The following is a 24615-nucleotide window of genomic DNA, read 5'->3' on the forward strand; positions in this document are numbered from 1 at the left end:
TTTACTCTTTGTCGGACTGCTGGGTAGCAGCTCCGCTCGGCTTACGACGTTTGCCGATATTTTTGGCGTCGCGGTGACGTTTTTTCACCCGCGGCTTCTCTTTCTCTTTCGCCTTTTTCTCAGCGCGCTTCGCCAGCACTTTCTTGGATGGCTTACCGTTAGATTTCTCACTTGGCGCGCGCGTGGTTGGACGCAGTTCGTCAATGACGCGAGCTTTCAGCGGTTCGTCAATATAGCGGCTCGCTTTGCCGAGCAGCAGGTGGTCGTGCGCTTCAACCAAAGAGATCGCAGTGCCTTTACGGCCAGCACGACCGGTACGGCCAATACGGTGCAGATAGGCATCGCCACTGCGCGGCATGTCGAAGTTAAACACGTGGCTGACGTCAGGAATATCGATCCCGCGAGCGGCGACGTCGGTTGCTACCAGCACGTTCACACGACCATCGGTCAGGCGTTTGATCGCTTCGTTACGTTTGTTCTGCACCATCTCGCCTTCGAGATAGCAGTTATTAATGCCCGCCTGGCGCAGCCAGCCTGCCAGTTCGTGCACACGCTCACGTTTGCGTACGAAGACAATCGAGCGAGTCGCTTCCGGCTGTTTTAACAGGTGGATCAGCATGGCAGTTTTGTGCTCGATGTCATCGGCACGGTAGTAAAACTGATGGATCTTCTTGCGTTCACGGGTGGACGGATCCGCTGAGACTTCGACCGGGTCTTCCAACAGACGCTCGGCAAAATCTTTAATCGCATCGCCTTCCAGCGTGGCGGAAAACAGCATGGTTTGCTTACGCCAGCGTGTTTCACCGGCGATATGCTCGATGTCCTGGGCAAAGCCCATGTCCAGCATACGGTCTGCTTCATCGAGAATTAGCGTTTCAACCGCATGGCAGTCGAAGTTTTCTTCTTTAATGTATTGCAGCAGACGACCCGTGGTGGCGACCACGATGTCCTGGTTTTCGCTAAAGACTTCCATGTGGTTCATGTAAGCCACGCCGCCGGTAATTGTAGCGATATCCAGATGTGTATTCTTCGCCAGCTCACGAGCGTGTTCGGCAACCTGCATCGCCAGTTCGCGCGTTGGCGTCAGGATTAAAATGCGCGGCGGACCAGATTTCTTGCGCGGGAAGTCGAGCAGGTGCTGCAACGCTGGCAGCAAATATGCCGCCGTTTTACCGGTGCCTGTCGGCGCAGAACCGAGTACATCACGGCCATCGAGCGCAGGCGGAATGGCGGCAGCCTGAATGGCGGTCGGGCGAGTGAAACCTTTTTCCTGGAGGGCATCCAGAAGGCTTTCATCGAGTTCAAGTTCGGAAAAAGTCGTTACAGTCATGTTCTACCTCTGAGTGGGGCGCTGATTATAGACGTTACGGCTGCAATCTTCATCTGTTTGTATGGATATACCTTCTCAGGTATTGTTTTTATCCTATGTTATCGTTTTTTTTCCAGGAAGGTTGTTCTTCATGCCCCAGTCTACATCCGTACTGAGACGTAATGGATTTACTTTTAAGCAGTTTTTTGTGGCACACGATCGCTGTGCAATGAAAGTCGGAACAGACGGCATTTTATTGGGGGCCTGGGCCCCCGTTGCGGGCGTAAAGCGGATCCTGGATATCGGTACCGGGAGCGGCCTGTTGGCGCTGATGTTGGCCCAGCGCACTGATGAAAACGTCATCATTGACGCCGTGGAGCTTGATGTCGATGCCGCGCAGCAGGCGCAGGAGAACATCGCGCAATCTCCGTGGATGCATCGCGTGAGTGTTCATACAGAAGATGCACAGCAGTGGATACCGCGTCAGACCGTGCGTTTTGATTTGATAATCAGCAACCCTCCCTATTATGAACAGGGCGTGGAATGTGCTACACCGCAGCGCGAGCAGGCGCGCTATACCACCACGCTCGATCACCAGGCGTTGCTTACGCTGGCGGCGGACAGCATTACGGAAGAAGGTTTTTTTTGTGTCGTGCTGCCGGAACAGATTGGGAACGCGTTTACCCAGCAGGCATTAAGTATGGGCTGGCATCTGCGATTACGTACGGATGTAGCAGAAACGGAAGCCCGACTACCGCATCGGGTATTGCTGGCATTCTCCCCGCAGGCCGGGGAGTGCTTTAGCGACAGGCTGGTGATTCGTGGGCCAGACCAACGTTACTCTGAAGGTTATACGGCGCTGACCCAGGCGTTTTACCTGTTTATGTGATGACTTAGCGGCGAGAGAATGGACGGGCCGGCTTCTGGAAGCTGCTCTGGGTAATCCAGCGTGTAGTGCAGGCCCCGACTCTCTTTGCGCATCATTGCGCAGCGGACAATCAGCTCGGCAACCTGTACCAGATTGCGCAGTTCCAACAAATTGTTCGACACGCGGAAATGGGCGTAATACTCGTCGATTTCCTGTTGCAGCATGGTGATACGGCGCAGAGCGCGCTCCAGGCGCTTGGTCGTACGCACAATACCGACGTAATCCCACATAAACAGCCGCAGCTCATGCCAGTTATGCTGGATAACAACCAACTCATCCGGATTTTCTACCCGGCTTTCATCCCAGCCCGGGAGCGTGCTAACGCCGCGAGCATAAGGCATGCGCCTGTCGATATCTTCAGCCGCGGACCAGCCATAAACCAGACACTCCAGCAATGAGTTTGATGCCATCCGGTTGGCACCATGCAGGCCGGTGTAACTCACTTCGCCGATCGCATACAGCCCGTCGACATCGGTACGGCCAAAGTCATCCACCATCACACCGCCGCAGGTATAGTGCGCTGCAGGCACGATGGGAACCGGCTCTTTGGTTAAATCAATGCCCAATCCCAGCAACTTTTCATAAATCATCGGGAAATGCTGACGAACAAATTCTTCCGGCTTATGGCTGATATCGAGGAACATGCAATCTGCACCAAGGCGCTTCATTTCATGATCAATGGCGCGGGCGACAATATCGCGGGGAGCCAATTCGCCACGTTCGTCAAAATCGGGCATAAAGCGTGAACCGTCCGGGCGCTTCAGGTGCGCTCCTTCGCCGCGCAGCGCTTCGGTTAGCAGAAAATTGCGCGCCTGCGGATGATACAGCGCTGTCGGGTGAAACTGGTTAAACTCCAGGTTGGCGACGCGGCATCCTGCGCGCCAGGCCATTGCAATCCCGTCACCCGAGGAAATATCCGGATTGGTGGTGTATTGATACACCTTTGATGCGCCGCCGGTGGCCAACACTACCGACTTCGCATGGCAGGTTTCGACGGCTTCTTTATTACGATTCCAGATCCAGGCACCAACAACCCGACGCGTTCCCGGCAGACCGATTTTATCGGAGACAATCAGGTCGACGGCGTTGCTACGCTCAAGAACCCGGATATTGGGATGATTTTGTGCCTGGCTGACGAGGGTGGTTTCGACTTCTTTGCCGGTAGCATCCGCAGCGTGCAGGATGCGTCGATGGCTGTGACCGCCTTCACGGGTCAGGTGATAGCTCTCTTCGCCGTTAGGCTGAACCTGTGTATCAAATAAGACGCCCTGATCGATAAGCCATTGAACGCAGGTGCGAGCATTGCTGGCGACAAATTCAACCGCATGGCGATCGCACAGCCCGGCCCCGGCAATCAGCGTATCTTCAACGTGGGAGTCGATACTGTCGGTTTCATCGAAAACCGCGGCAATACCCCCCTGGGCATAAAATGTCGAGCCTTCGCTGACCGGCCCTTTGCTCAGGATAATAACCTGATGTTTTTCAGCCAGGCGCAGCGCCAGTGAGAGTCCGGCAGCCCCGCTGCCAATGATCAGCACGTCACAGGATAATTCAGGAGTCGTATTCATGATGTTTGTTTAATTTACTAAACAGTGTTTGGTCACCATAGCACCACATTGCGCGATACTGCACGTTTTATTTTTAAATGTGTTGCAATGACTAAACATGAAAGAAAAGCATGATGAGGGCGAAATAGGCAAAAATATTTTGTGAAGCAGGCCGTTAGCATCAGATTATGTGATGAAATAAAGTGCCCGTTGGGTTACTCTGCAAGCGGTGAAATGGGCATTTCTGTACAGATAGTGCGTTGATCGGGTTATGTAGACTTATAATGAGAGATAAGACCTGTCTACAACATGACAAACAAAAAACAATGCGTAACGGAACTTTACGAAACTTGAGCACTCTAAGCATTTGCTTGCTCATAGTGAAGCTGATGGAGTGGCGTTTCGAAAGCGCGTGGAAATTTGGTTTGGGGAGACTTTACCTCGGATGAGCGAGCAGTTAACGGACCAGGTCCTGGTAGAACGGGTCCAGAAGGGAGATCAGAAAGCCTTTAACCTACTGGTAGTGCGCTATCAGCATAAGGTGGCGAGTCTGGTTTCTCGCTATGTACCGTCGGGTGATGTACCCGATGTAGTACAAGAAGCATTTATCAAAGCCTATCGTGCGCTGGATTCGTTCCGGGGAGATAGTGCTTTTTATACCTGGCTGTATCGTATTGCAGTCAATACAGCGAAGAATTACCTGGTCGCTCAGGGGCGTCGTCCACCTTCCAGTGATATTGATGCGATTGAAGCAGAAAATTACGAAAGTGGCGGAGCACTGAAAGAAATTTCGAACCCTGAGAACTTAATGTTGTCAGAAGAACTGAGACAGATAGTTTTCCGAACTATTGAGTCCCTCCCGGAAGATTTACGCATGGCAATAACCTTGCGGGAGCTGGATGGCCTGAGCTATGAAGAGATAGCCGCTATCATGGATTGTCCGGTAGGTACGGTGCGTTCACGTATCTTCCGAGCGAGGGAAGCTATTGATAATAAAGTTCAACCGCTTATCAGGCGTTGACGATAGCGGGATACTGGAAAAGGTATTAGGCATGCAGAAAGAGAAACTTTCCGCTTTAATGGATGGCGAAACGCTGGATACTGAGTTACTCAAAGAGCTAACTCACGACCCGGAAATGCAAAAAACCTGGGAGAGTTATCACCTGATTCGCGATTCCATGCGAGGTGATACCGCCGACGTTCTCCATTTCGATATTTCCGCCCGCGTAATGGCCGCCATCCAGGATGAGCCAGTACGTCAGACGGCGCCATTGATTCCTGAGGCCCAGCCAGCACCGCACCAGTGGCAGAAAATGCCATTCTGGAAGAAAATGCGTCCGTGGGCCGCGCAGCTTACCCAAATGGGTGTGGCCGCGTGCGTATCACTTGCAGTTATCGTTGGCGTCCAGCACTATAATGGGCAATCTGAAACGTCCCAGCAGCCCGAAACACCGGTATTTAATACATTACCGATGATGGGTAAAGCCAGTCCGGTTAGCTTGGGTGTACCTTCTGACGCGACGGCCAGCGGCGGTCAACAACAGCAGGTACAGGAGCAGCGTCGTCGTATTAATGCCATGTTGCAGGATTACGAATTGCAACGTCGACTGCACTCTGAACAGCTTCAGTTTGAGCAGGCCCAAACACAGCAAGCCGCTGTGCAGGTGCCAGGAATTCAAACTTTAGGAACGCAATCGCAGTAATGAAGCAACTTTGGTTTGCCATGTCACTTGTGGCTGGTAGCCTGTTCTTCTCTGTAAACGCCTCGGCCAATCCTGCGTCCGGGGCGTTGTTGCAGCAGATGAATCTGGCCAGCCAGTCGCTAACCTATGAGCTGTCATTTGTCAGCATCAATAAGCAGGGTGTTGAATCCCTACGTTATCGTCATGCCCGCCAGGATAACCGTCCACTCGCGCAACTATTACAAATGGATGGACCGCGCCGGGAAGTGGTGCAACGCGGCAACGAAATTAGCTATTTTGAGCCTGGTCTCGAACCGTTCACGCTGAACGGCGATTATATCGTTGACTCTCTGCCATCCCTGATTTACACCGATTTCAAACGCCTTGCTCCCTACTATGATTTTATCTCAGTAGGCCGCACCCGTATTGCCGATCGGCTCTGTGAAGTGATCCGCGTTGTGGCGCGTGACGGCACCCGTTACAGCTATATCGTTTGGATGGACACGGAGACCAAACTGCCAATGCGTGTCGATCTCCTCGATCGTGATGGCGAAACGCTGGAACAGTTCCGTGTGATCTCCTTTACCGTGAATAACGGTGTTAGCGACAGCATGCAGACGTTAGCAAAAGCGAATTTACCACCGTTGCTGTCGGTTCCTGCAGGCGAGAAAACCAACTTCAACTGGAGTCCGTCGTGGTTGCCACAAGGTTTCAGTGAGGTCTCAAGCAGTCGACGTCCGCTGCCGACGATGGATAACATGCCGATTGAATCACGCCTTTATTCTGATGGCCTGTTTAGTTTCTCCGTGAACGTAAACCGTGCGACGCAGAACAGCGCCGATCAACTGCTGCGTACTGGCCGCAGAACGGTCAGCACCAGCGTGCGTGATAACGCGGAAATTACGATTGTGGGCGAGCTTCCACCACAAACGGCGAAGCGTATCGCGGACAATATCAAGTTCAGGGCAGCACAATGATTAAAGAGTGGGCGACGGTCGTCTCCTGGCAAAATGGTCTGGCGACGGTCAGCTGTGATGTTAAAGCATCATGTAGCAGCTGTGCTTCCCGGGCCGGATGCGGGAGCCGCGTACTGAACAAACTGGGACCACAGACCACACACACTATCGTGGTGCCCTGCGACGAACCCTTGACCCCTGGTCAAAAAGTTGAACTGGGCATTGCCGAAGGTAGCCTGCTGGGTTCGGCGATGCTGGTCTACATGTCTCCGTTGGCGGGACTGTTTCTTTTCGCGGCGCTGTTCCAGGTGCTGTTTGGTTCCGATCTTGCGGCATTAAGCGGCGCAGTGCTGGGGGGCGTGGGCGGATTCCTGATTGCTCGTGGATACTCTCGTAAGCTTGCTGAGCGCGAAGCCTGGCAGCCGGTCATTCTGAACGTTGCTCTCCCACCCGATCTTATTCGCGTCGAAACCCAGCAGTGATATCTTTGCCTGATGGCGTTGCGCTTATCTGGTCTACAGCGTGCTCAGATGCAGGCGTAGGCCGGATAAGGCGTTTATGCCGCCATCCGGCAAAAGTTTCACCGACTTTGCAAGGTTGTTTCCAGTTCCCGCTATCCTTGCTCTATGAACGTTTCCTCGCCTCAGCGTTGTAGTGTAGAATGCGGCGTTTCACTTAAACAGACGTTAAGCTCAGATCAGCGACTTCTCAGAGCCTGCTTCGGCGGGCGTAAGGCACAATAATTACACTATATGAAGAACATACGTAACTTTTCAATCATAGCTCACATCGACCACGGTAAATCGACGCTGTCTGACCGTATTATCCAGATCTGCGGTGGCCTGTCTGACCGTGAAATGGAAGCGCAGGTTCTCGACTCGATGGATCTTGAGCGTGAGCGCGGTATTACTATCAAAGCGCAGAGCGTGACGCTCGATTTCAAAGCATCTGATGGTGAAACCTATCAGCTTAACTTTATCGACACCCCGGGCCACGTTGACTTCTCGTATGAAGTTTCCCGCTCGCTTGCTGCCTGTGAAGGCGCATTGCTGGTGGTTGATGCCGGACAGGGCGTAGAAGCGCAGACCCTGGCTAACTGCTATACCGCCATGGAAATGGATCTGGAAGTAGTACCGGTACTGAACAAAATTGACCTGCCAGCCGCCGATCCTGAACGCGTAGCGGAAGAGATCGAAGATATCGTCGGTATCGATGCGACAGATGCCGTTCGCTGCTCGGCGAAAACCGGCGTTGGCGTCACTGACGTTCTTGAACGTCTGGTACGCGACATTCCGCCGCCGGAAGGCGATCCGGAAGGCCCATTGCAGGCGCTGATCATCGACTCCTGGTTCGATAACTACCTTGGCGTGGTGTCACTGGTGCGTATTAAAAACGGCACCATGCGTAAAGGCGACAAAATTAAAGTGATGAGCACCGGTCAGGTCTATAACGCTGACCGTCTGGGTATCTTCACGCCAAAACAGGTTGACCGTACCGAGCTGAAATGCGGCGAGGTAGGTTGGTTGGTTTGTGCGATTAAAGACATCCTCGGCGCACCGGTTGGCGATACCCTGACGCAGGCGCGTAACCCGGCAGACAAACCGCTGCCAGGCTTTAAAAAAGTGAAGCCGCAGGTTTACGCCGGTCTGTTCCCGGTGAGCTCTGACGACTATGAAAACTTCCGTGACGCGCTTGGCAAACTGAGCCTGAACGACGCCTCCCTGTTCTACGAACCGGAAAGCTCTACCGCGCTGGGCTTCGGCTTCCGTTGTGGCTTCCTTGGTCTGCTGCACATGGAGATCATTCAGGAACGTCTGGAGCGTGAATACGATCTGGATCTGATCACCACCGCGCCGACCGTAGTCTACGAAGTCGAAACCACGGCGAAAGAGACTATCTACGTCGATAGCCCGTCCAAGCTGCCGCCGCTGAACAACATCTACGAACTGCGTGAGCCGATCGCTGAGTGTCACATGCTGCTGCCGCAGGCTTACCTTGGCAACGTCATCACCCTGTGTATCGAGAAGCGTGGCGTCCAGACCAACATGGTTTACCACGGTAACCAGGTGGCGCTGACGTATGAGATTCCAATGGCGGAAGTCGTACTCGATTTCTTTGACCGTCTGAAGTCGACCTCTCGCGGCTATGCGTCGCTGGACTATAACTTCAAACGCTTCCAGGCGTCTGACATGGTGCGTGTTGATGTCCTTATCAACAACGAACGTGTCGATGCGCTGGCGCTGATTACCCACCGCGACAACTCCCAGAGCCGTGGCCGTGAACTGGTTGAGAAGATGAAAGATCTGATCCCTCGCCAGCAGTTTGATATCGCGATCCAGGCGGCCATTGGTACGCACATCATCGCGCGTTCAACGGTTAAGCAGCTGCGTAAAAACGTTCTGGCGAAATGCTACGGTGGTGATATCAGCCGTAAGAAAAAGCTGCTGCAAAAACAGAAAGAGGGTAAAAAGCGCATGAAGCAGATCGGTAACGTCGAACTGCCGCAGGAAGCGTTCCTCGCCATTCTGCATGTCGGTAAAGACAGCAAATAATCTTAAGGAGTTGGCATGGCGAACATGTTTGCCCTGATTCTGGTGATTGCCACACTGGTGACGGGCATTTTATGGTGCGTAGATAAATTCATCTTCGCGCCAAAGCGCCGGGAGCGTCAGGCAGCAGCGCAAGCTGCTGCAGGTGATTCACTGGATAAAGCTACGCTGAAAAAAGTGGCACCTAAGCCAGGCTGGCTGGAAACCGGGGCGTCCGTTTTCCCGGTACTGGCGATTGTGCTGGTGGTGCGTTCATTTATCTATGAACCATTCCAGATCCCGTCAGGTTCGATGATGCCGACGCTGCTTATCGGTGACTTTATCCTGGTGGAGAAATTCGCCTACGGGATTAAAGATCCGATTTACCAGAAAACGTTGATCGAAACCGGTCATCCGAAACGCGGTGATATCGTGGTGTTTAAATACCCGGAAGATCCGCGTCTGGACTACATTAAACGTGCTGTCGGTTTACCGGGAGACAAAGTAACGTACGATCCAGTGGCGAAAGAGGTGACTATTCAGCCTGGATGCCGTTCCGGTCAGGCGTGTGAAAACGCGTTGCCGGTAACGTACTCTGATGTTCAGCCAAGTGATTTTGTACAGACCTTTGCTCGTCGTAACGGCGGTGAAGCGACCAGCGGCTTCTTTGAAGTTCCGCTGAACGAAACAAAAGAGAACGGTATTCGCCTCTCTGAGCGTAAAGAAACGCTGGGTGAGGTTACGCACCGCATTCTGACCGTGCCGATTGCGCAGGATCAGGTGGGGATGTATTACCGTCAACCTGGTCAGCCGTTGGCAACCTGGATCGTTCCGCCGGGACACTACTTCATGATGGGTGATAACCGTGATAACAGCGCGGACAGCCGTTACTGGGGATTTGTACCGGAAGCGAATCTGGTTGGTAAAGCGACCGCTATCTGGATGAGTTTCGATAAGCAAGAAGGTGAATGGCCGACCGGTGTGCGTTTAAGCCGTATTGGTGGCATTCACTAATCACCGATAATCGTTCACGTTGTCGTCATTACGGCGGCAGCGTGAATTATTTCTCGGATAAATTCCCGCAGACTAACGACATCCCTTGTCGTTGTGTATAGAATATTCCCCCGAAGTTTTAGGTTGGCACCGACAGGTTGCCACGGCACACGAAACAGCGTTGGTTTGTATATAAATGCATGCAGGCGAAGCCAGATGGCTCAGCGAAGTGCGTATATCAGGTCTGTTTCGTGTGCTGAATTGTTGACGCATTCATTTATTGGTATCGCATGAACCCCATCGTAATTAATCGGCTTCAACGGAAGCTGGGCTACACTTTTAATCATCAGGAGCTGTTGCAGCAGGCATTAACTCACCGGAGCGCCAGCAGCAAACATAACGAGCGTTTAGAATTTTTAGGCGACTCTATTTTGAGCTTTGTTATCGCTAATGCGCTGTATCACCGTTTCCCGCGTGTGGATGAAGGTGATATGAGCCGCATGCGCGCGACGCTGGTTCGCGGCAATACGCTGGCTGAATTAGCCCGTGAGTTTGACCTCGGTGAATGTTTACGTTTGGGGCCAGGTGAGCTGAAAAGCGGCGGCTTCCGTCGTGAATCAATCCTGGCGGATACCGTTGAAGCTTTGATCGGCGGCGTCTTCCTCGACAGCGATATTCAAACCGTTGAGCAATTGATCCTGAACTGGTATCAAACTCGTCTGGATGAAATTAGCCCAGGCGACAAACAAAAAGATCCGAAAACGCGCCTGCAGGAATATTTGCAGGGCCGCCACCTGCCTCTGCCGTCTTATTTGGTTGTACAGGTCCGTGGTGAAGCACACGATCAAGAATTTACTATCCACTGCCAGGTCAGCGGCCTGAGTGAACCGGTGGTTGGCACAGGTTCGAGCCGTCGTAAGGCTGAGCAGGCTGCCGCCGAACAGGCGTTGAAAAAACTGGAGCTGGAATGAGCGAAGAGAAAACCTACTGCGGATTTATTGCTATCGTCGGTCGCCCGAACGTCGGCAAATCCACCCTGTTGAATAATCTGCTTGGGCAGAAGATTTCTATTACCTCACGTAAGGCTCAGACAACACGTCACCGTATTGTTGGCATCCATACCGAAGGCGCGTATCAGGCGATTTATGTTGATACCCCGGGTCTGCATATGGAAGAAAAACGGGCTATTAACCGCTTGATGAACAAAGCGGCGAGCAGCTCTATCGGTGATGTTGAACTGGTTATTTTCGTTGTTGAAGGCACCCGCTGGACGCCGGACGACGAAATGGTGCTCAACAAGCTGCGTGATGGCAAAGCCCCGGTTATTCTGGCCGTCAACAAAGTCGACAACGTTCAGGAAAAAGCCGATCTGCTGCCGCACCTGCAGTTCCTGGCAAGCCAGATGAACTTCCTTGATATCGTACCGATTTCTGCCGAAACCGGCTTGAATGTCGATACCGTTGCGGGCATCGTGCGTAAGCATTTGCCGGAAGCTATTCATCACTTCCCGGAAGATTACATCACCGACCGTTCTCAGCGCTTTATGGCCTCTGAAATCATCCGTGAAAAGCTGATGCGTTTTCTGGGTGCTGAACTGCCGTACTCCGTTACCGTGGAGATTGAGCGTTTTATCTCTAACGAGCGCGGTGGCTACGACATCAACGGTCTGATCCTCGTTGAACGTGAAGGGCAGAAGAAGATGGTTATTGGCAACAAAGGGGCCAAGATTAAAACCATCGGCATCGAAGCGCGTAAAGACATGCAGGAGATGTTCGAAGCGCCCGTTCACCTCGAACTGTGGGTGAAAGTGAAATCCGGCTGGGCCGATGACGAACGCGCGCTGCGTAGCCTCGGTTACGGCGACGACGTCTAAACACATCCTCTGAAACACGGCGAGTATATGGAAGGATGGCAACGCGCTTTTGTCCTGCATAGTCGCCCCTGGAGCGAAACCAGTCTCGTGCTGGACGTCTTCACGGAAGAGTCGGGTCGCGTGCGCCTTGTGGCTAAAGGCGCACGTTCCAAACGCTCCAATCTTAAAGGCGCACTCCAGCCTTTTACCCCGTTGTTGCTTCGCTTTGGTGGACGTGGCGAGGTCAAAACCTTGCGCAGCGCCGAAGCCGTTTCTCTGGCACTCCCCCTTAGCGGAATCACGCTGTACAGCGGCTTGTATATTAACGAGCTTATCTCGCGCGTACTCGAATACGAAACCCGTTTTTCTGCACTCTTTTTCGATTATCTGAACTGCATTCAGGCGCTGGCTGGCGCGACGGGTTCGCCAGAACCTGCGTTGCGTCGCTTTGAGCTAGCCTTACTTGGTCATCTGGGGTATGGCGTCGATTTTACCCACTGTGCGGGCAGCGGCGAGCCGGTAGACGACACCATGACCTATCGCTACCGGGAAGAAAAAGGGTTTATCGCAAGCGTAGTGATTGATAACGCCACCTTTACCGGACGCCATCTGAAAGCACTCGAATCGCGGGAATTTCCGGATGCTGATACGCTTCGCGCCGCGAAACGCTTTACCCGCATGGCGTTAAAGCCGTATCTTGGTGGTAAGCCCTTAAAGAGCCGCGAATTATTCCGGCAGTTTATGCCGAAGCGAAAATAAAAAACGAGGATTGTCATGGCCGAATTACTGTTAGGCGTCAACATTGACCACATTGCCACTTTACGTAATGCACGCGGTACCGCATATCCGGACCCGGTTCAGGCAGCGTTTATCGTTGAACAGGCGGGCGCGGACGGTATTACCGTACACCTGCGTGAAGACCGTCGTCATATCACCGACCGTGACGTACGTATTTTGCGCCAGACGCTGGATACGCGCATGAATCTGGAAATGGCAGTCACCGAAGAGATGCTGTCGATTGCCGTTGAGACTAAGCCGCATTTTTGCTGCCTGGTGCCGGAAAAACGTCAGGAAGTTACCACTGAAGGTGGGCTGGACGTCGCCGGTCAGCGTGACAAGATGCGCGATGCCTGCAAACGGCTGGCGGACGCAGGCATTCTGGTTTCGCTGTTTATCGATGCCGATGAAGAACAGATTAAGGCCGCTGCGGAAGTTGGCGCACCGTTTATTGAGATTCACACCGGCTGTTACGCCGATGCGAAAACCGACGCAGAACAGGCCAGCGAACTGGCGCGTATCGCCAAAGCGGCAACCTATGCTGCAAGTCTTGGCCTGAAGGTGAATGCGGGTCACGGTCTGACGTATCACAACGTTAAAGCTATCGCGCGGATCCCGGAAATGCACGAGCTGAACATTGGCCATGCCATTATTGGACGTGCGGTGATGAGCGGCCTGAAAGAGGCCGTAGTCGAAATGAAGCGCCTGATGCTGGAAGCGCGTGGCTAATGGCGATTCTGGGACTAGGTACGGATATCGTGGAGATTGCCCGCATCGAAGCGGTGATCTCCCGTTCCGGCGACCGCCTGGCAAGACGTGTGCTCAGCGACAACGAATGGGCAATCTGGGAAACGCATCAGCAGCCGGTGCGTTTTCTGGCGAAGCGTTTTGCAGTCAAAGAGGCGGCAGCAAAAGCCTTTGGCACGGGTATTCGCAATGGGCTGGCGTTTAATCAGTTTGAAGTCTTTAACGATGAACTCGGTAAGCCGCGTCTGCGATTATGGGGAGAGGCGTTAAAACTGGCGGAAAAACTCGGCGTTGCGCACATGCATGTGACGCTGGCCGATGAGCGTCACTACGCCTGCGCCACGGTGATTATCGAAAGTTAGATTCAGGACGATGCCGGATGGCGACGCGTAGCGTCTTATCCGGCCTACGGGTTATGCGTTTGTTGCAGGGGCAGGGTAGGGGCTTCATCGCCAGATGGCGACGCGGCTAAAGTTTATCGGCGTGATGCATCAGCACAAACTTATCCCACAGCTGCTCTTCTGTTTCGACATGCGCCGGATCTTTCAAAATAGTATTGGGGATCGGGCACACCTTCTGGCAGGTTGGCGTGTCGTAATGGCCTACGCATTCCGTACACTTGTCGCTGTTAATCTCGTAAATGCTATCACCCATCGAAATCGCCTCATTCGGGCATTCGGGCTCGCACATATCGCAATTGATACACTTTTTAGTGATTAACAGGGCCATCAGGAAACTCTCAAAACATCACAAATCGGGCGGGCATTATACGCGCATTCTTTGCTCAGACCAGTTTTTTTACCAGTGCCTCACTGTGGCGAATACGTTCCGGGGCATGCTCCAGATCCTGCTGTACCAGCGCCATAAACAGTAAATCAGTGAGCATCATTTGCGCATGGGTGGAGGAAATCGCTGCGCTGCGCGTGGCCTGCTCCTCGGCAATGGTGTACAGACAATGACTTGCCCGTTGCTGCAGTGCGTTCGGTGTAAATCCGGTGATGGCGAGGATTTTCGCGCCGGTGCGCAACGTTTCATCCGCAGCCAGGTTGAGCTCGCGACGCTCTCCGGTATACGAAATGGCCAGCAGTAGATCGTTGGGCGAAAGCGCCTGCACCGTCGCCAGTAGGGCGTGCATATCGCGTTCCACCACCGCGTTAAAACCAATCTTCAGCAGCTTCCAGGCAAAATTCTGCGCTACCAGACCCGATGCGCCAATCCCGGTCACGATAATGCGGCGGGCTGAACGCAGCATCGTGACGCTCTCCATCAGTTTCTCTTCGCTGTTGACGTCCAGCGTCGCATGCATCGCCGCCACGTTCTCTTTAATCAGTTTCTCGCCTACCATTCGCATCGGGTCGTCACCGCGAATCTGATTATGTACCGGAATGGAATGGGGGTTGGGATTGCTGGCCAATGCTTCGCTAATCGCCAGTTTGAGTGCCGGGAATCCTTTAAAGCCCATCTTTTGCGCGAATTTCACCACGCTGGACTGGCTGACGCCCGCTTCAAAGGCCAGCTGCTGTGAACTGAGATGACGCGCAGTATCCGGCTGAGCAAGAAGATAATCCGCAAGTTTTTTATCGCTTTGCGCGAGATCCGGATAACGCTGACGAATGCGAATTAAACAGTTCATGCTTTCTCCTGGCGAAAATGTGATGGCGATTACAAAACAAAATATCACTCGCCTTAGTGAATATAATATTCCATTATGACAGATTATTATGAATTAAAAATTCCTAAGGAACAAAAAATGAATCTCGGTGCGTTAGTTTCAGAAACCCGCAATCCTCAGACCATGGATCTGGATGCGCTCTCCACTCTGGAGTTGGTTCATCGTTTTAATCAACAGGATACGCTGGTAGCTGAAGCAGTAAAAGCAACTCTTCCTGAAGTTGCGCGTGCGGTTGATGCGGCAACTGACGCGCTAAAAGCCGGTGGACGCATTATTTACATGGGAGCAGGTACCAGCGGGCGTCTTGGGGTGCTGGACGCGTCTGAATGCCCACCGACCTTCGGCGTCCCGCACGGTCTGGTGGTTGGGCTGATTGCCGGGGGACCGGGCGCTTTGCTGAAGGCAGTAGAAGGCGCAGAAGACAACCCGCAGCTAGGCGAAGACGATCTGCGCGGGCTCAATCTTACCGCACAGGATCTGGTGGTGGGGCTGGCAGCTTCTGGTCGCACGCCGTATGTAATTGGCGGGTTGAAATATGCGCGTTCGGTGGGCTGTACAACGGCGGCTATTTCTTGCAATCCGGATTCCCCTATCGCGCATGAAGCGGATATTGCTATTTCTCCGGTAGTGGGGCCTGAGGCGCTGACCGGGTCAACACGACTGAAATCCGGCACCGCGCAAAAGCTGGTGCTCAATATGATCTCCACCGGCGCGATGGTGAAATTTGGCAAGGTGTACCAGAACCTGATGGTGGATATGCAGGCAACCAACGTCAAACTGGTCGATCGGGCGTGCCGTATGGTGGTTGAAGCCACCGGTATTGCGCGGGCTCAAGCTGAAACGCTGCTGAAACAGACGGATTATGATGTTAAGCCAGCTATTTTAATGGCGCTCACCGGCCTGGATGCCGCTGCCGCCCGCGAAAAGCTTGCCGCTCACCAGGGTTTTTTACGCGCGGCGTTAGAACACTAAGAGGTGTATATGGATAAGACGGCGTTGCTGGCCAGCGACATCTTGCTGGGCGTTGGCGGAGAGAACAATATTCTGCGTCTGGAAAACTGTATGACCCGTGTCAGGGTGGAAGTTCAGGATGATGGGCAGATCGATATTCCCCGCCTCAGGCAACTGCCCGGCGTTAGCGGCTACGTGAAGCAGGGCGCACAGCACCAGATTATTGTCGGCCCCGGTAAAGCTGCCAAAGTGGTGGATGCCATGCGTTCCCTGATTGCCGATGGCGGCGAGCGAGCAGGTGCCAATGATATTGAGCGCACCAAGTCAGAGGCCAAAGCGAAGTACAAAGCGCCGATGAGCGATGCGCTGCGCAAGCTGGCGAACGTCTTTATCCCTCTTATTCCGGCGTTTATCGCCTCCGGTTTGATTACCGGCATTATTAACATCCTTAAGCGCCCGGATATCGTGGGGGATTTTGCGACCCACTATCCAAATATGCTGGGGTTGATGGGCATATTTGGCAGCGCCGTGTTTGCCATTATGAATATTCTGGTCGGGGTGAATACCGCCAAAGTTTTCGGTGGCTCCCTGGCAATGGGCGGGGTGATGGCGGGGATCCTTTCCAGCCCTCAACTGGCGCAAATTACCCTGTTTGGCGAAGCGTTGCAGCCGGGGCGCGGTGGGGTGATCGCGGTATTGCTGGTGGTTGCGCTGATGTGCTGGATCGAACGTAAATTCCGCACGCTGTTGCCGGAATCACTGGAGCTTATCCTTAACCCGCTGCTAACCACCATCATTACCGGCGTAATCGCGATTGTGGCGCTGCAACCGCTTGGCGGATGGATTTCTGAATCTATCGCTCACGGCGCATCATGGGCTATCGATCGCGGCGGTTTTCTGGTCGGTGCCGTGCTGGCAGGTACCTTTCTGCCGTTGGTGCTCACCGGACTTCATCAGGGATTGGTGCCCATCCACGTTGAGCTGGTTCAGGCACACGGTTATAACGCGCTTTTTCCGATCCTGGCGATGGCGGGCGTTGGGCAAATAGGTGCTGCGATCGCGGTTCTGATGAAAACTCGTAATGCGCGGCTAAAGAAAGTGATCAAAGGGGCGCTACCGGTCGGACTGCTGGGGATTGGCGAGCCGCTCATTTTTGGCGTAACGCTGCCGTTGGGTAAGCCGTTTATCGGTGCTTGTCTTGGCGGCGCGGTAGGTGGGGCGCTGATTAGCTACTGGAAGGTGGCGACGGTCATCACCTTTGGCATCTCCGGATTACCGCTGGCACTGACGATTGTTGCCGGAAAAGTGATGTTCTATCTGTTAGGCTATCTGGTAGCAGTTATCGCCGGGTTCCTGTTTACCTGGCTATTGGGATTCACTGATCCAGAGGAATAAGGTTTGATCAATCACCAGCGCCGCGTTGTCTTTTTTGATTTGGATGGCACGTTACACCAGCAGGATATGTTCGGTAGTTTTATTCGTTATCTGCTGCGTCGCCAGCCGCTGAACGCGTTGCTTGTGCTGCCTTTGTTACCGGTGATTGCGCTGGCGTTGCTGATAAAAGGACGTGCCGCCCGCTGGCCAATGAGCCTGCTGTTATGGGGATGCACTTTTGGCCGCAGCGAAGCGCGTCTGAAAGCGCATCAGGCCGACTTTGTGCGCTGGTTTCGCAGTAACGTGACGGCGTTTCCGCTCGTGCAGCAGCGGCTGACAACCTATCTGTTAAGTTCTGACGCTGATATCTGGCTTATTACCGGCTCTCCGCAGTCACTGGTCGAGCAGGTTTACTTTGATACTCCATGGCTACCGCGAGTCAATCTGATCGCCAGCAAAATGGCGCGGGGCTACGGCGGCTGGGTACTGACTTTGCGCTGTCTGGGCCATGAGAAAGTGACACAACTGGAACGCCACATTGGCGCGCCGCTACAGCTTTACAGTGGCTATAGTGACAGTAATCAGGACAATCCGCTGCTCTCCTTTTGCCAGCATCGCTGGCGCGTCACGCCGCGCGGAGAGCTTCAGCAACTCGAATAGCTAACGCACATGCAATTTGAAGTATGACGTGTATAATTCGCCCGCTTTGATTACTGGAGTTACCCCTTTGTCAGATGTTGAATTTAGCCACGAATACTGGATGCGTCATGCTTTAACGCTGGCTAAGCGCGCCTGGGATGAGCGTGAAGTCCCGGTGGGTGCGGTATTGGTACATAACAACCGAGTGATTGGCGAAGGCTGGAACCGCCCGATTGGACATCATGATCCGACTGCCCACGCTGAGATTATGGCGTTGCGTCAGGGCGGCCTGGTGCTGCAAAACTACCGCCTGTTAGATGCCACCCTGTACGTCACTCTGGAACCGTGCGTGATGTGCGCGGGCGCGATGGTGCACAGCCGTATCGGTCGGGTCGTTTTTGGCGCGCGCGATGCGAAAACGGGCGCTGCCGGGTCATTAATGGATGTACTGCATCACCCTGGAATGAATCATCGGGTTGAAGTGACAGAGGGGGTACTGCGGGATGAATGTGCCACGTTGCTCAGTGATTTCTTCCGCATGCGCCGGCAGGAAATCAAAGCCCTGAAAAAATCTGCTAATCAGTAACTCTCAGCCTGATGGCAGTGCGCTTATCAGGCGTACAAGACTACTTCTCCTCTTTTTTATGCGGTGAAAACAGCAGGGAAGGGGAGTGCGTCAGGTAGTTTGACGACGTTTGAGACAGAAACGCCGAAAGCGGGAATTTCTCTTTACCTAATAGTTCTGCGGGCGTCACCGTCGGGTAATCCTGCGCCAGTTGCTGCGTTTCTATCGCCTGTTTTTCTTTCTCTTGCAGATATCCCACCAGGCTAATCTGATACTTACGGATATTTTCCACATAGGCGTAAGCTTCGTGGCCACGCGCATAGCCATAGGTCAGCTTGTTGTAATACGGCTTTTGGCTGAGCAGCGGTAATCGCTGTTTTACGTCAGACCAACTGTTCGGATTGCCTTTGGTTTTCACCGTCAGCGCCCGCGCATCCAGCATGTGTGCATAACCCATGTTATAGGCTGCAAGGGCAAACCAGATGCGTTCTCCTTCGGGGACGGTATCCGGTACTTTACTCATCATATCCTGCAAATATCGCGCGCCGCCGCTGATACTCTGTTCGGCATCGGTACGGTCGGTCAGCCCGAGACTCTGGGCAGTATTTTTGGTCAACATCATCAGCCCACGTACGCCGGTTGGAGAGGTGGCCTGCGCGTCCCAGTGTGATTCCTGATATGAGATAGCGGCCAGCAGTCGCCAGTCTATCTCTTGCGCATATTTCTCAAACAGCGGCTTGAGGTCCGGCAACACGCTGTCTACGGCGCGTAAAAAGGAGCGGGTATCGACATAGTCAAAATCATCGCCATGCCCGAGATATTTCTCTTCCAGCCGTGCCAGAGAACCGTCTTCATTCATAGTGTTGAAGAAATCCAGTAGGGCGGCAGACAGCGTGTTGTCATCGTCCAGCCGACTAAACCATGTCACCGGTTGTTCGTCAGAGACGTCGAGCGCTACGGCCAGCTCAGGATGCACGCGTTGATATAAGCTGATGGCGACAGAATCGGCAATGGTGTAATCCAGCTTTCCGGCGATTACATCATCAAGCAGTTCGGTGGTGCCCTTTTTGTCATCGACTTTCCAGCTCAGATCGGGAAATTTTTTCTCTTTTAGCTGCTGGAGGTCATTAACCACCACGTGCCCCGGGGCGATAGTCAGTTGGTTTTCGTTCACGGTGGCAAGTGTGCGCGGGCGGTATTGCCCAACCCGGTACACCAGCTGTTGTGAAACCGAATAATAGGTCGGGCCTGGCTGGTAATTTTTCACCCGCTCGCTGTTATAGACCAGACCAGCGGCTAACAGGTCGGCATTGCCGTTATCCAGGTCGTCAAAAAGCTGGCTGATGTTCTGGCGTACGGTAACTTTTAACTTCACGCCTAAGTAGTCGGCAAATTCCTGGGCCAGTTCATAATCCAGGCCGAATTTTTTGCCGTTGAGGGTCGCGTAAGTTAACGGTGAGTCGATGGTACTGACGCGCAGCTCTCCCCGCGACTGAATGGCGGCGATACGATTTTCGGCTTTACCGAACCAGGGGATAGATGGCCAAAGGGCCGCTGCCAACAACAGCGTCAATATGCCGATGAACAGATAATTAATCTTTAATTTTTTCAATTAGTTAATTCTCTGAACCGTACGTTGTCTCTGTCTGCTGTGGTGTTGATTAAGAAGTGAAGTCGTCATTAATGAACGGCATTTTGCTTAAACTTGCGTCAGTTGGCAACTTATTCAGAAATCTGACCGCATTTGATGATAAGTGACGGTCGTGATTTTATTTCGACGCAAACGGTTTCGTCGGCGCGGTAGATTCTTTATAATGACGCCCGTTTCCCCCACTTGGGCACACCGAAAGCTTAGAAGACGAGAGACTTATGATGGAAATTCTGCGTGGTTCACCTGCACTGTCTGCATTCCGTATTAACAAACTGCTGGCACGTTTTCAGGCTGCCAACCTCCAGGTCCACAACATTTACGCCGAGTACGTCCATTTTGCCGATCTGAATGCACCGTTAAATGAAGATGAGCACGCGCAGCTTGCACGCCTGCTGAAATATGGTCCTGCTCTGCAAAGCCACGCCCCGGAAGGCAAACTGCTGCTGGTTACGCCTCGCCCAGGCACCATCTCCCCGTGGTCTTCTAAAGCGACTGATATTGCCCACAACTGCGGTCTGCACCAGATTAGCCGCCTGGAACGTGGCATTGCCTGGTATGTAGAAGCCTCTACGCTGACCGCTGAGCAATGGCAGATGGTGGCCGACGAACTGCACGACCGCATGATGGAAACGGTTTTCTCTGCGCTGAACGATGCCGAAAAACTGTTTGCCCATCACCAACCGGCGCCGGTCTCCAGCGTTGATCTACTGGGTGAGGGACGTCAGGCGCTGATCGACGCTAACCTGCGTCTGGGTCTGGCGCTGGCGGAAGACGAAATTGACTATCTGCAGGATGCGTTCACCAAACTGGGACGTAACCCGAACGATATTGAACTATACATGTTTGCGCAGGCCAACTCTGAGCACTGTCGCCACAAGATTTTTAACGCCGACTGGGTTATCGATGGTAAACAGCAGCCGAAGTCGCTGTTTAAGATGATCAAGAATACCTTCGAAACCACGCCGGACCACGTGCTGTCTGCCTATAAAGACAACGCTGCGGTAATGGAAGGCTCTGAAGTGGGCCGCTATTTTGCCGATCACAAAACTGGCCGCTACGATTTCCATCAGGAACCAGCCCACATTCTGATGAAGGTTGAAACTCACAACCACCCGACGGCCATCTCTCCGTGGCCAGGTGCTGCAACCGGCTCCGGCGGCGAAATCCGCGACGAGGGCGCAACAGGTCGCGGTGCAAAACCGAAAGCCGGGCTGGTGGGTTTCTCCGTTTCCAACCTGCGTATTCCTGGCTTTGAACAGCCGTGGGAAGAAGACTTCGGTAAGCCGGACCGTATTGTTACCGCGCTTGATATCATGACCGAAGGTCCGCTGGGCGGCGCGGCATTTAACAACGAATTTGGTCGTCCGGCGCTGACTGGCTACTTCCGTACCTATGAAGAAAAGGTCAACAGCCATAACGGCGAAGAGCTGCGCGGTTACCATAAACCGATCATGCTGGCAGGCGGGATCGGTAACATCCGTGCCGATCACGTGCAGAAGGGCGAGATCGTCGTTGGCGCTAAGCTTATCGTCCTCGGCGGCCCGGCAATGAACATTGGCCTTGGCGGCGGGGCAGCCTCCTCTATGGCTTCTGGCCAGTCTGATGCCGATCTTGATTTCGCTTCCGTACAGCGTGACAACCCGGAAATGGAACGTCGTTGCCAGGAAGTTATCGACCGTTGCTGGCAGATGGGTGATGCGAACCCGATTCTGTTTATCCATGACGTTGGCGCGGGTGGACTGTCTAACGCTATGCCGGAGCTGGTAAGCGATGGCGGTCGTGGCGGTAAGTTCCAGCTGCGCGATATCCTCAGCGACGAGCCGGGTATGAGCCCGCTGGAAATCTGGTGTAACGAATCCCAGGAACGCTACGTGCTGGCGGTTGCTGCCGATCAATTACCGCTGTTTGACGAACTGTGTAAGCGCGAGCGCGCGCCGTATGCGGTGATTGGTGAAGCTACCGAAGAACAGCATCTGACCTTGAGCGACAGCCACTTCGACAACCAGCCGATCGACATGCCACTTGATGTGCTGCTGGGTAAAACACCGAAAATGACCCGCGATGTGCAGACGCTGAAAGCCAAAGGCGATGCCCTGAATCGTGGTGAAATCTCGATTGCAGATGCGGTTAACCGCGTGCTGCATCTGCCGACTGTCGCGGAGAAAACGTTCCTCGTGACCATCGGTGACCGTACCGTTACCGGCATGGTTGCGCGTGACCAGATGGTTGGTCCATGGCAGATCCCGGTCGCTAACTGCGCGGTCACTACCGCAAGCCTCGATAGCTACTACGGCGAAGCGATGTCTATCGGCGAACGCGCGCCGGTTGCACTACTGGACTTCTCTGCCTCTGCGCGTCTGGCGGTCGGTGAAGCGCTGACCAACATTGCGGCAACGCAGATTGGTGACATCAAACGTATTAAGCTGTCGGCAAACTGGATGGCGGCTGCGGGTCACCCTGGTGAAGATGCTGGCCTGTACGAAGCAGTAAAAGCCGTTGGGGAAGAGCTATGCCCGGCGCTCGGCCTGACCATTCCAGTGGGTAAAGACTCTATGTCGATGAAAACCCGCTGGCAGGAAGGTAACGAGCAGCGTGAAATGACCTCGCCGCTGTCGCTGGTGATTACCGCCTTTGCCCGCGTAGAAGATGTGCGCCACACCATTACCCCGCAGCTGTCTACTGAAGACAACGCCCTGCTGCTGATTGACCTCGGTCTTGGTCACAATGCGCTGGGCGCTACGTCGCTGGCGCAGGTTTACCGTCAACTGGGCGATAAGCCTGCCGACGTGCGTAACGTTGAGCAACTGAAAGGCTTCTACGATGCGATTCAGGCGCTGGTCGCTGCGCGTAAGCTGCTGGCCTATCATGACCGTTCTGACGGCGGTCTGCTGGTTATGCTGGCGGAAATGGCCTTCGCCGGTCACTGCGGTATTGACGCTGATATCCACTCTCTGGGTGAAGATCGTCTGGCGGCGCTGTTTAACGAAGAACTGGGTGCGGTGATTCAGGTTCGTGCTGCTGAGCGTGAGGCGGTGGAAGCGATTCTGGCTGCCCACGGCCTGGCAGACTGCGTACACTTCCTCGGTAAAGCCGTTGAAGGTGATCGTTTCACCCTGACCGCTAACGGCCAGCCGGTGTTTAGCGAAAGCCGTACAACCCTGCGTATGTGGTGGGCGGAAACCACCTGGCAGATGCAGCGTCTGCGTGACAATCCGGAATGCGCCGATCAAGAACACGACGCTAAAACCAACGATGCGGACCCTGGTCTCAACGTTAAACTGTCGTTTGATATCAACGAAGATGTTGCCGCTCCGTACATCGCCACCGGTGCGCGTCCCAAAGTGGCCGTACTGCGCGAGCAGGGTGTGAACTCCCACGTTGAAATGGCAGCAGCCTTCCACCGTGCGGGTTTCGACGCCATCGATGTGCACATGAGCGACCTGCTGGGCGGACGTATCGGCCTGGGTAACTTCCAGGCGCTGGTGGCCTGCGGCGGCTTCTCTTATGGCGATGTGCTTGGTGCTGGTGAAGGTTGGGCGAAGTCGATTCTGTTCAACAACCGCGTCCGTGATGAGTTCGAAACCTTCTTCCATCGCCCGCAAACGCTGGCACTCGGCGTGTGTAACGGTTGTCAGATGATGTCTAACCTGCGTGAGCTGATCCCAGGAAGCGACCTGTGGCCGCGCTTTGTACGTAACCACTCCGATCGTTTTGAAGCCCGCTTCAGTCTGGTCGAAGTGACGCAAAGCCCATCCTTACTGCTTGCTGATATGGTGGGTTCGATGATGCCGATTGCCGTTTCTCACGGTGAAGGTCGTGTGGAAGTGCGTGACGGTGCGCATCTGGCTCAGCTTGAGAGCAAAGGTCTGGTGGCGCTGCGCTACGTTGATAACTTCGGTAAGGTGACCGAGACCTATCCGGCTAACCCGAACGGTTCGCCGAACGGTATTACTGCAGTGACCACTGAAAATGGTCGCGTCACCATTATGATGCCGCACCCGGAACGTGTGTTCCGTACCGTGAGCAACTCCTGGCACCCGGAAAACTGGGGCGAGGATAGCCCGTGGATGCGTATTTTCCGCAACGCGCGTAAACAGCTCGGTTAATTCGCTCAATAGTCATCAAGCCCCTCTTCGCGAGGGGCTTTTTTTTGTCTGCCGGATGAAACCCGCCTGATGACGCTACGCTTATCAGGCCTACAGGGAAAATGCGGTTGTAGGCCGGATAAGGCGTTCACGCCGCCATCCGGCAATAAACTCAGCGCTTGCACCTAAAAGTAAAGTGTCGGGAAATGCCGACATGGACAGGGTTGTGGTGTCGTCAAAAAGAGACGTTTAATTATTTGATTTAATAGGGATTTGTTTTTAAGTGCTGCAAGTGTTGCTGATTGGCGACAGAGAGAACAAAAAACAGCCAGAATTGTTATTTGTGAAAATAATAATAT

Annotated in this window: 23 protein-coding genes; 18 read left to right on the forward strand and 5 right to left on the reverse strand. The window is 53.7% G+C overall.

Features of this window, described 5'->3' with window-relative positions:
* Position 1: 1 nt before the first annotated feature.
* A complete protein-coding gene (gene srmB, locus OGY67_RS10630; RefSeq protein ID WP_003835340.1) occupies positions 2-1330 on the reverse strand; it encodes an ATP-dependent RNA helicase SrmB in 1329 nt (442 codons plus the stop codon).
* Positions 1331-1460: 130 nt separating this feature from the next.
* On the opposite strand from srmB, the gene trmN reads away from it, so the two are divergent.
* Positions 1461-2198, forward strand: coding sequence for a tRNA(1)(Val) (adenine(37)-N(6))-methyltransferase TrmN (gene trmN, locus OGY67_RS10635; RefSeq protein ID WP_048215761.1), 738 nt, complete (start codon positions 1461-1463; stop codon positions 2196-2198).
* Here the strand turns inward: trmN and nadB are convergent.
* Positions 2183-3805: an L-aspartate oxidase gene (gene nadB, locus OGY67_RS10640; RefSeq protein ID WP_286573942.1), complete on the reverse strand. Its 1623-nt coding sequence runs from the start codon at positions 3803-3805 to the stop codon at positions 2183-2185. The two genes, trmN and nadB, sit on opposite strands and share 16 nt — an antisense overlap.
* A 263-nt stretch (positions 3806-4068) precedes the next feature.
* On the opposite strand from nadB, the gene rseD reads away from it, so the two are divergent.
* From rseD to acpS, 12 genes are all read left to right on the forward strand, one after another.
* Positions 4069-4233 carry a rpoE leader peptide RseD gene (rseD, locus tag OGY67_RS10645; protein ID WP_122973798.1) on the forward strand — a complete coding sequence of 55 codons (165 nt, stop codon included), beginning with the start codon at positions 4069-4071 and terminating at the stop codon, positions 4231-4233.
* Positions 4230-4805 carry an RNA polymerase sigma factor RpoE gene (gene rpoE, locus OGY67_RS10650; protein WP_003037573.1) on the forward strand — a complete coding sequence of 192 codons (576 nt, stop codon included), beginning with the start codon at positions 4230-4232 and terminating at the stop codon, positions 4803-4805. Before rseD ends, rpoE begins: the two co-directional genes overlap by 4 nt.
* A 31-nt stretch (positions 4806-4836) precedes the next feature.
* A complete protein-coding gene (gene rseA / locus OGY67_RS10655) occupies positions 4837-5487 on the forward strand; it encodes an anti-sigma-E factor RseA (protein ID WP_008785497.1) in 651 nt (216 codons plus the stop codon).
* Positions 5487-6443: a sigma-E factor regulatory protein RseB gene (gene rseB, locus OGY67_RS10660; RefSeq protein WP_003835334.1), complete on the forward strand. Its 957-nt coding sequence runs from the start codon at positions 5487-5489 to the stop codon at positions 6441-6443. Before rseA ends, rseB begins: the two co-directional genes overlap by 1 nt.
* On the forward strand, positions 6440-6904 hold the full coding sequence (gene rseC, locus OGY67_RS10665; RefSeq protein ID WP_003037576.1) for a SoxR-reducing system protein RseC: 465 nt from the start codon (positions 6440-6442) through the stop codon (positions 6902-6904). Before rseB ends, rseC begins: the two co-directional genes overlap by 4 nt.
* 270 nt (positions 6905-7174) lie before the next feature.
* The gene (gene lepA, locus OGY67_RS10670) at positions 7175-8974 is read left to right on the forward strand and encodes a translation elongation factor 4 (RefSeq protein WP_003037577.1); all 1800 of its coding nucleotides are present in this window, start codon (positions 7175-7177) and stop codon (positions 8972-8974) included.
* A 15-nt stretch (positions 8975-8989) separates the two neighbouring features.
* Complete coding sequence (gene lepB / locus OGY67_RS10675) at positions 8990-9964, forward strand: signal peptidase I (RefSeq protein ID WP_003835329.1); 975 nt, start codon at positions 8990-8992, stop codon at positions 9962-9964.
* A 269-nt stretch (positions 9965-10233) separates the two neighbouring features.
* On the forward strand, positions 10234-10914 hold the full coding sequence (gene rnc, locus OGY67_RS10680) for a ribonuclease III (RefSeq protein ID WP_003037579.1): 681 nt from the start codon (positions 10234-10236) through the stop codon (positions 10912-10914).
* On the forward strand, positions 10911-11816 hold the full coding sequence (era, locus tag OGY67_RS10685; RefSeq protein WP_003037581.1) for a GTPase Era: 906 nt from the start codon (positions 10911-10913) through the stop codon (positions 11814-11816). The genes rnc and era overlap by 4 nt, the downstream gene beginning before the upstream one ends.
* Before the next feature lie 27 nt (positions 11817-11843).
* Positions 11844-12554: a DNA repair protein RecO gene (gene recO / locus OGY67_RS10690; RefSeq protein ID WP_008785495.1), complete on the forward strand. Its 711-nt coding sequence runs from the start codon at positions 11844-11846 to the stop codon at positions 12552-12554.
* 15 nt (positions 12555-12569) lie between these two features.
* A complete protein-coding gene (gene pdxJ, locus OGY67_RS10695) occupies positions 12570-13301 on the forward strand; it encodes a pyridoxine 5'-phosphate synthase (protein ID WP_008785494.1) in 732 nt (243 codons plus the stop codon).
* Complete coding sequence (gene acpS / locus OGY67_RS10700; RefSeq protein ID WP_003037588.1) at positions 13301-13681, forward strand: holo-ACP synthase; 381 nt, start codon at positions 13301-13303, stop codon at positions 13679-13681. The genes pdxJ and acpS overlap by 1 nt, the downstream gene beginning before the upstream one ends.
* A gap of 106 nt (positions 13682-13787) precedes the next feature.
* Here acpS and OGY67_RS10705 read toward each other — a convergent pair whose 3' ends face one another.
* Positions 13788-14048 (reverse strand): YfhL family 4Fe-4S dicluster ferredoxin, encoded by a 261-nt coding sequence (locus tag OGY67_RS10705; RefSeq protein WP_003037590.1) that lies wholly within the window; start codon positions 14046-14048, stop codon positions 13788-13790.
* A gap of 55 nt (positions 14049-14103) precedes the next feature.
* Positions 14104-14952: a MurR/RpiR family transcriptional regulator gene (locus OGY67_RS10710; protein WP_032944256.1), complete on the reverse strand. Its 849-nt coding sequence runs from the start codon at positions 14950-14952 to the stop codon at positions 14104-14106.
* Between the two features lie 117 nt (positions 14953-15069).
* On the opposite strand from OGY67_RS10710, the gene murQ reads away from it, so the two are divergent.
* Genes murQ through tadA form a run of 4 tightly spaced genes read left to right on the forward strand, consistent with a single transcriptional unit; the run spans position 15070 to position 18541 of the window.
* Entirely contained in the window at positions 15070-15963 is an 894-nt protein-coding gene (gene murQ, locus OGY67_RS10715) for an N-acetylmuramic acid 6-phosphate etherase (RefSeq protein WP_234692675.1), read from the forward strand.
* A gap of 9 nt (positions 15964-15972) precedes the next feature.
* A complete protein-coding gene (locus OGY67_RS10720; protein ID WP_008785492.1) occupies positions 15973-17337 on the forward strand; it encodes a PTS transporter subunit EIIC in 1365 nt (454 codons plus the stop codon).
* Between the two features lie 3 nt (positions 17338-17340).
* Complete coding sequence (gene yfhb, locus OGY67_RS10725; RefSeq protein ID WP_234692676.1) at positions 17341-17976, forward strand: phosphatidylglycerophosphatase C; 636 nt, start codon at positions 17341-17343, stop codon at positions 17974-17976.
* 28 nt (positions 17977-18004) lie between these two features.
* Positions 18005-18541, forward strand: coding sequence for a tRNA adenosine(34) deaminase TadA (gene tadA, locus OGY67_RS10730; RefSeq protein ID WP_286573943.1), 537 nt, complete (start codon positions 18005-18007; stop codon positions 18539-18541).
* A gap of 40 nt (positions 18542-18581) precedes the next feature.
* Here tadA and mltF read toward each other — a convergent pair whose 3' ends face one another.
* Positions 18582-20132, reverse strand: coding sequence for a membrane-bound lytic murein transglycosylase MltF (mltF, locus tag OGY67_RS10735; RefSeq protein WP_234692677.1), 1551 nt, complete (start codon positions 20130-20132; stop codon positions 18582-18584).
* Between the two features lie 257 nt (positions 20133-20389).
* On the opposite strand from mltF, the gene purL reads away from it, so the two are divergent.
* Entirely contained in the window at positions 20390-24277 is a 3888-nt protein-coding gene (purL, locus tag OGY67_RS10740; RefSeq protein ID WP_286573944.1) for a phosphoribosylformylglycinamidine synthase, read from the forward strand.
* Positions 24278-24615: the final 338 nt, after the last annotated feature.

This window comes from Citrobacter sp. Cpo015 (assembly GCF_030333035.1).
Classification (GTDB): Bacteria; Pseudomonadota; Gammaproteobacteria; order Enterobacterales; family Enterobacteriaceae; genus Citrobacter; species Citrobacter portucalensis.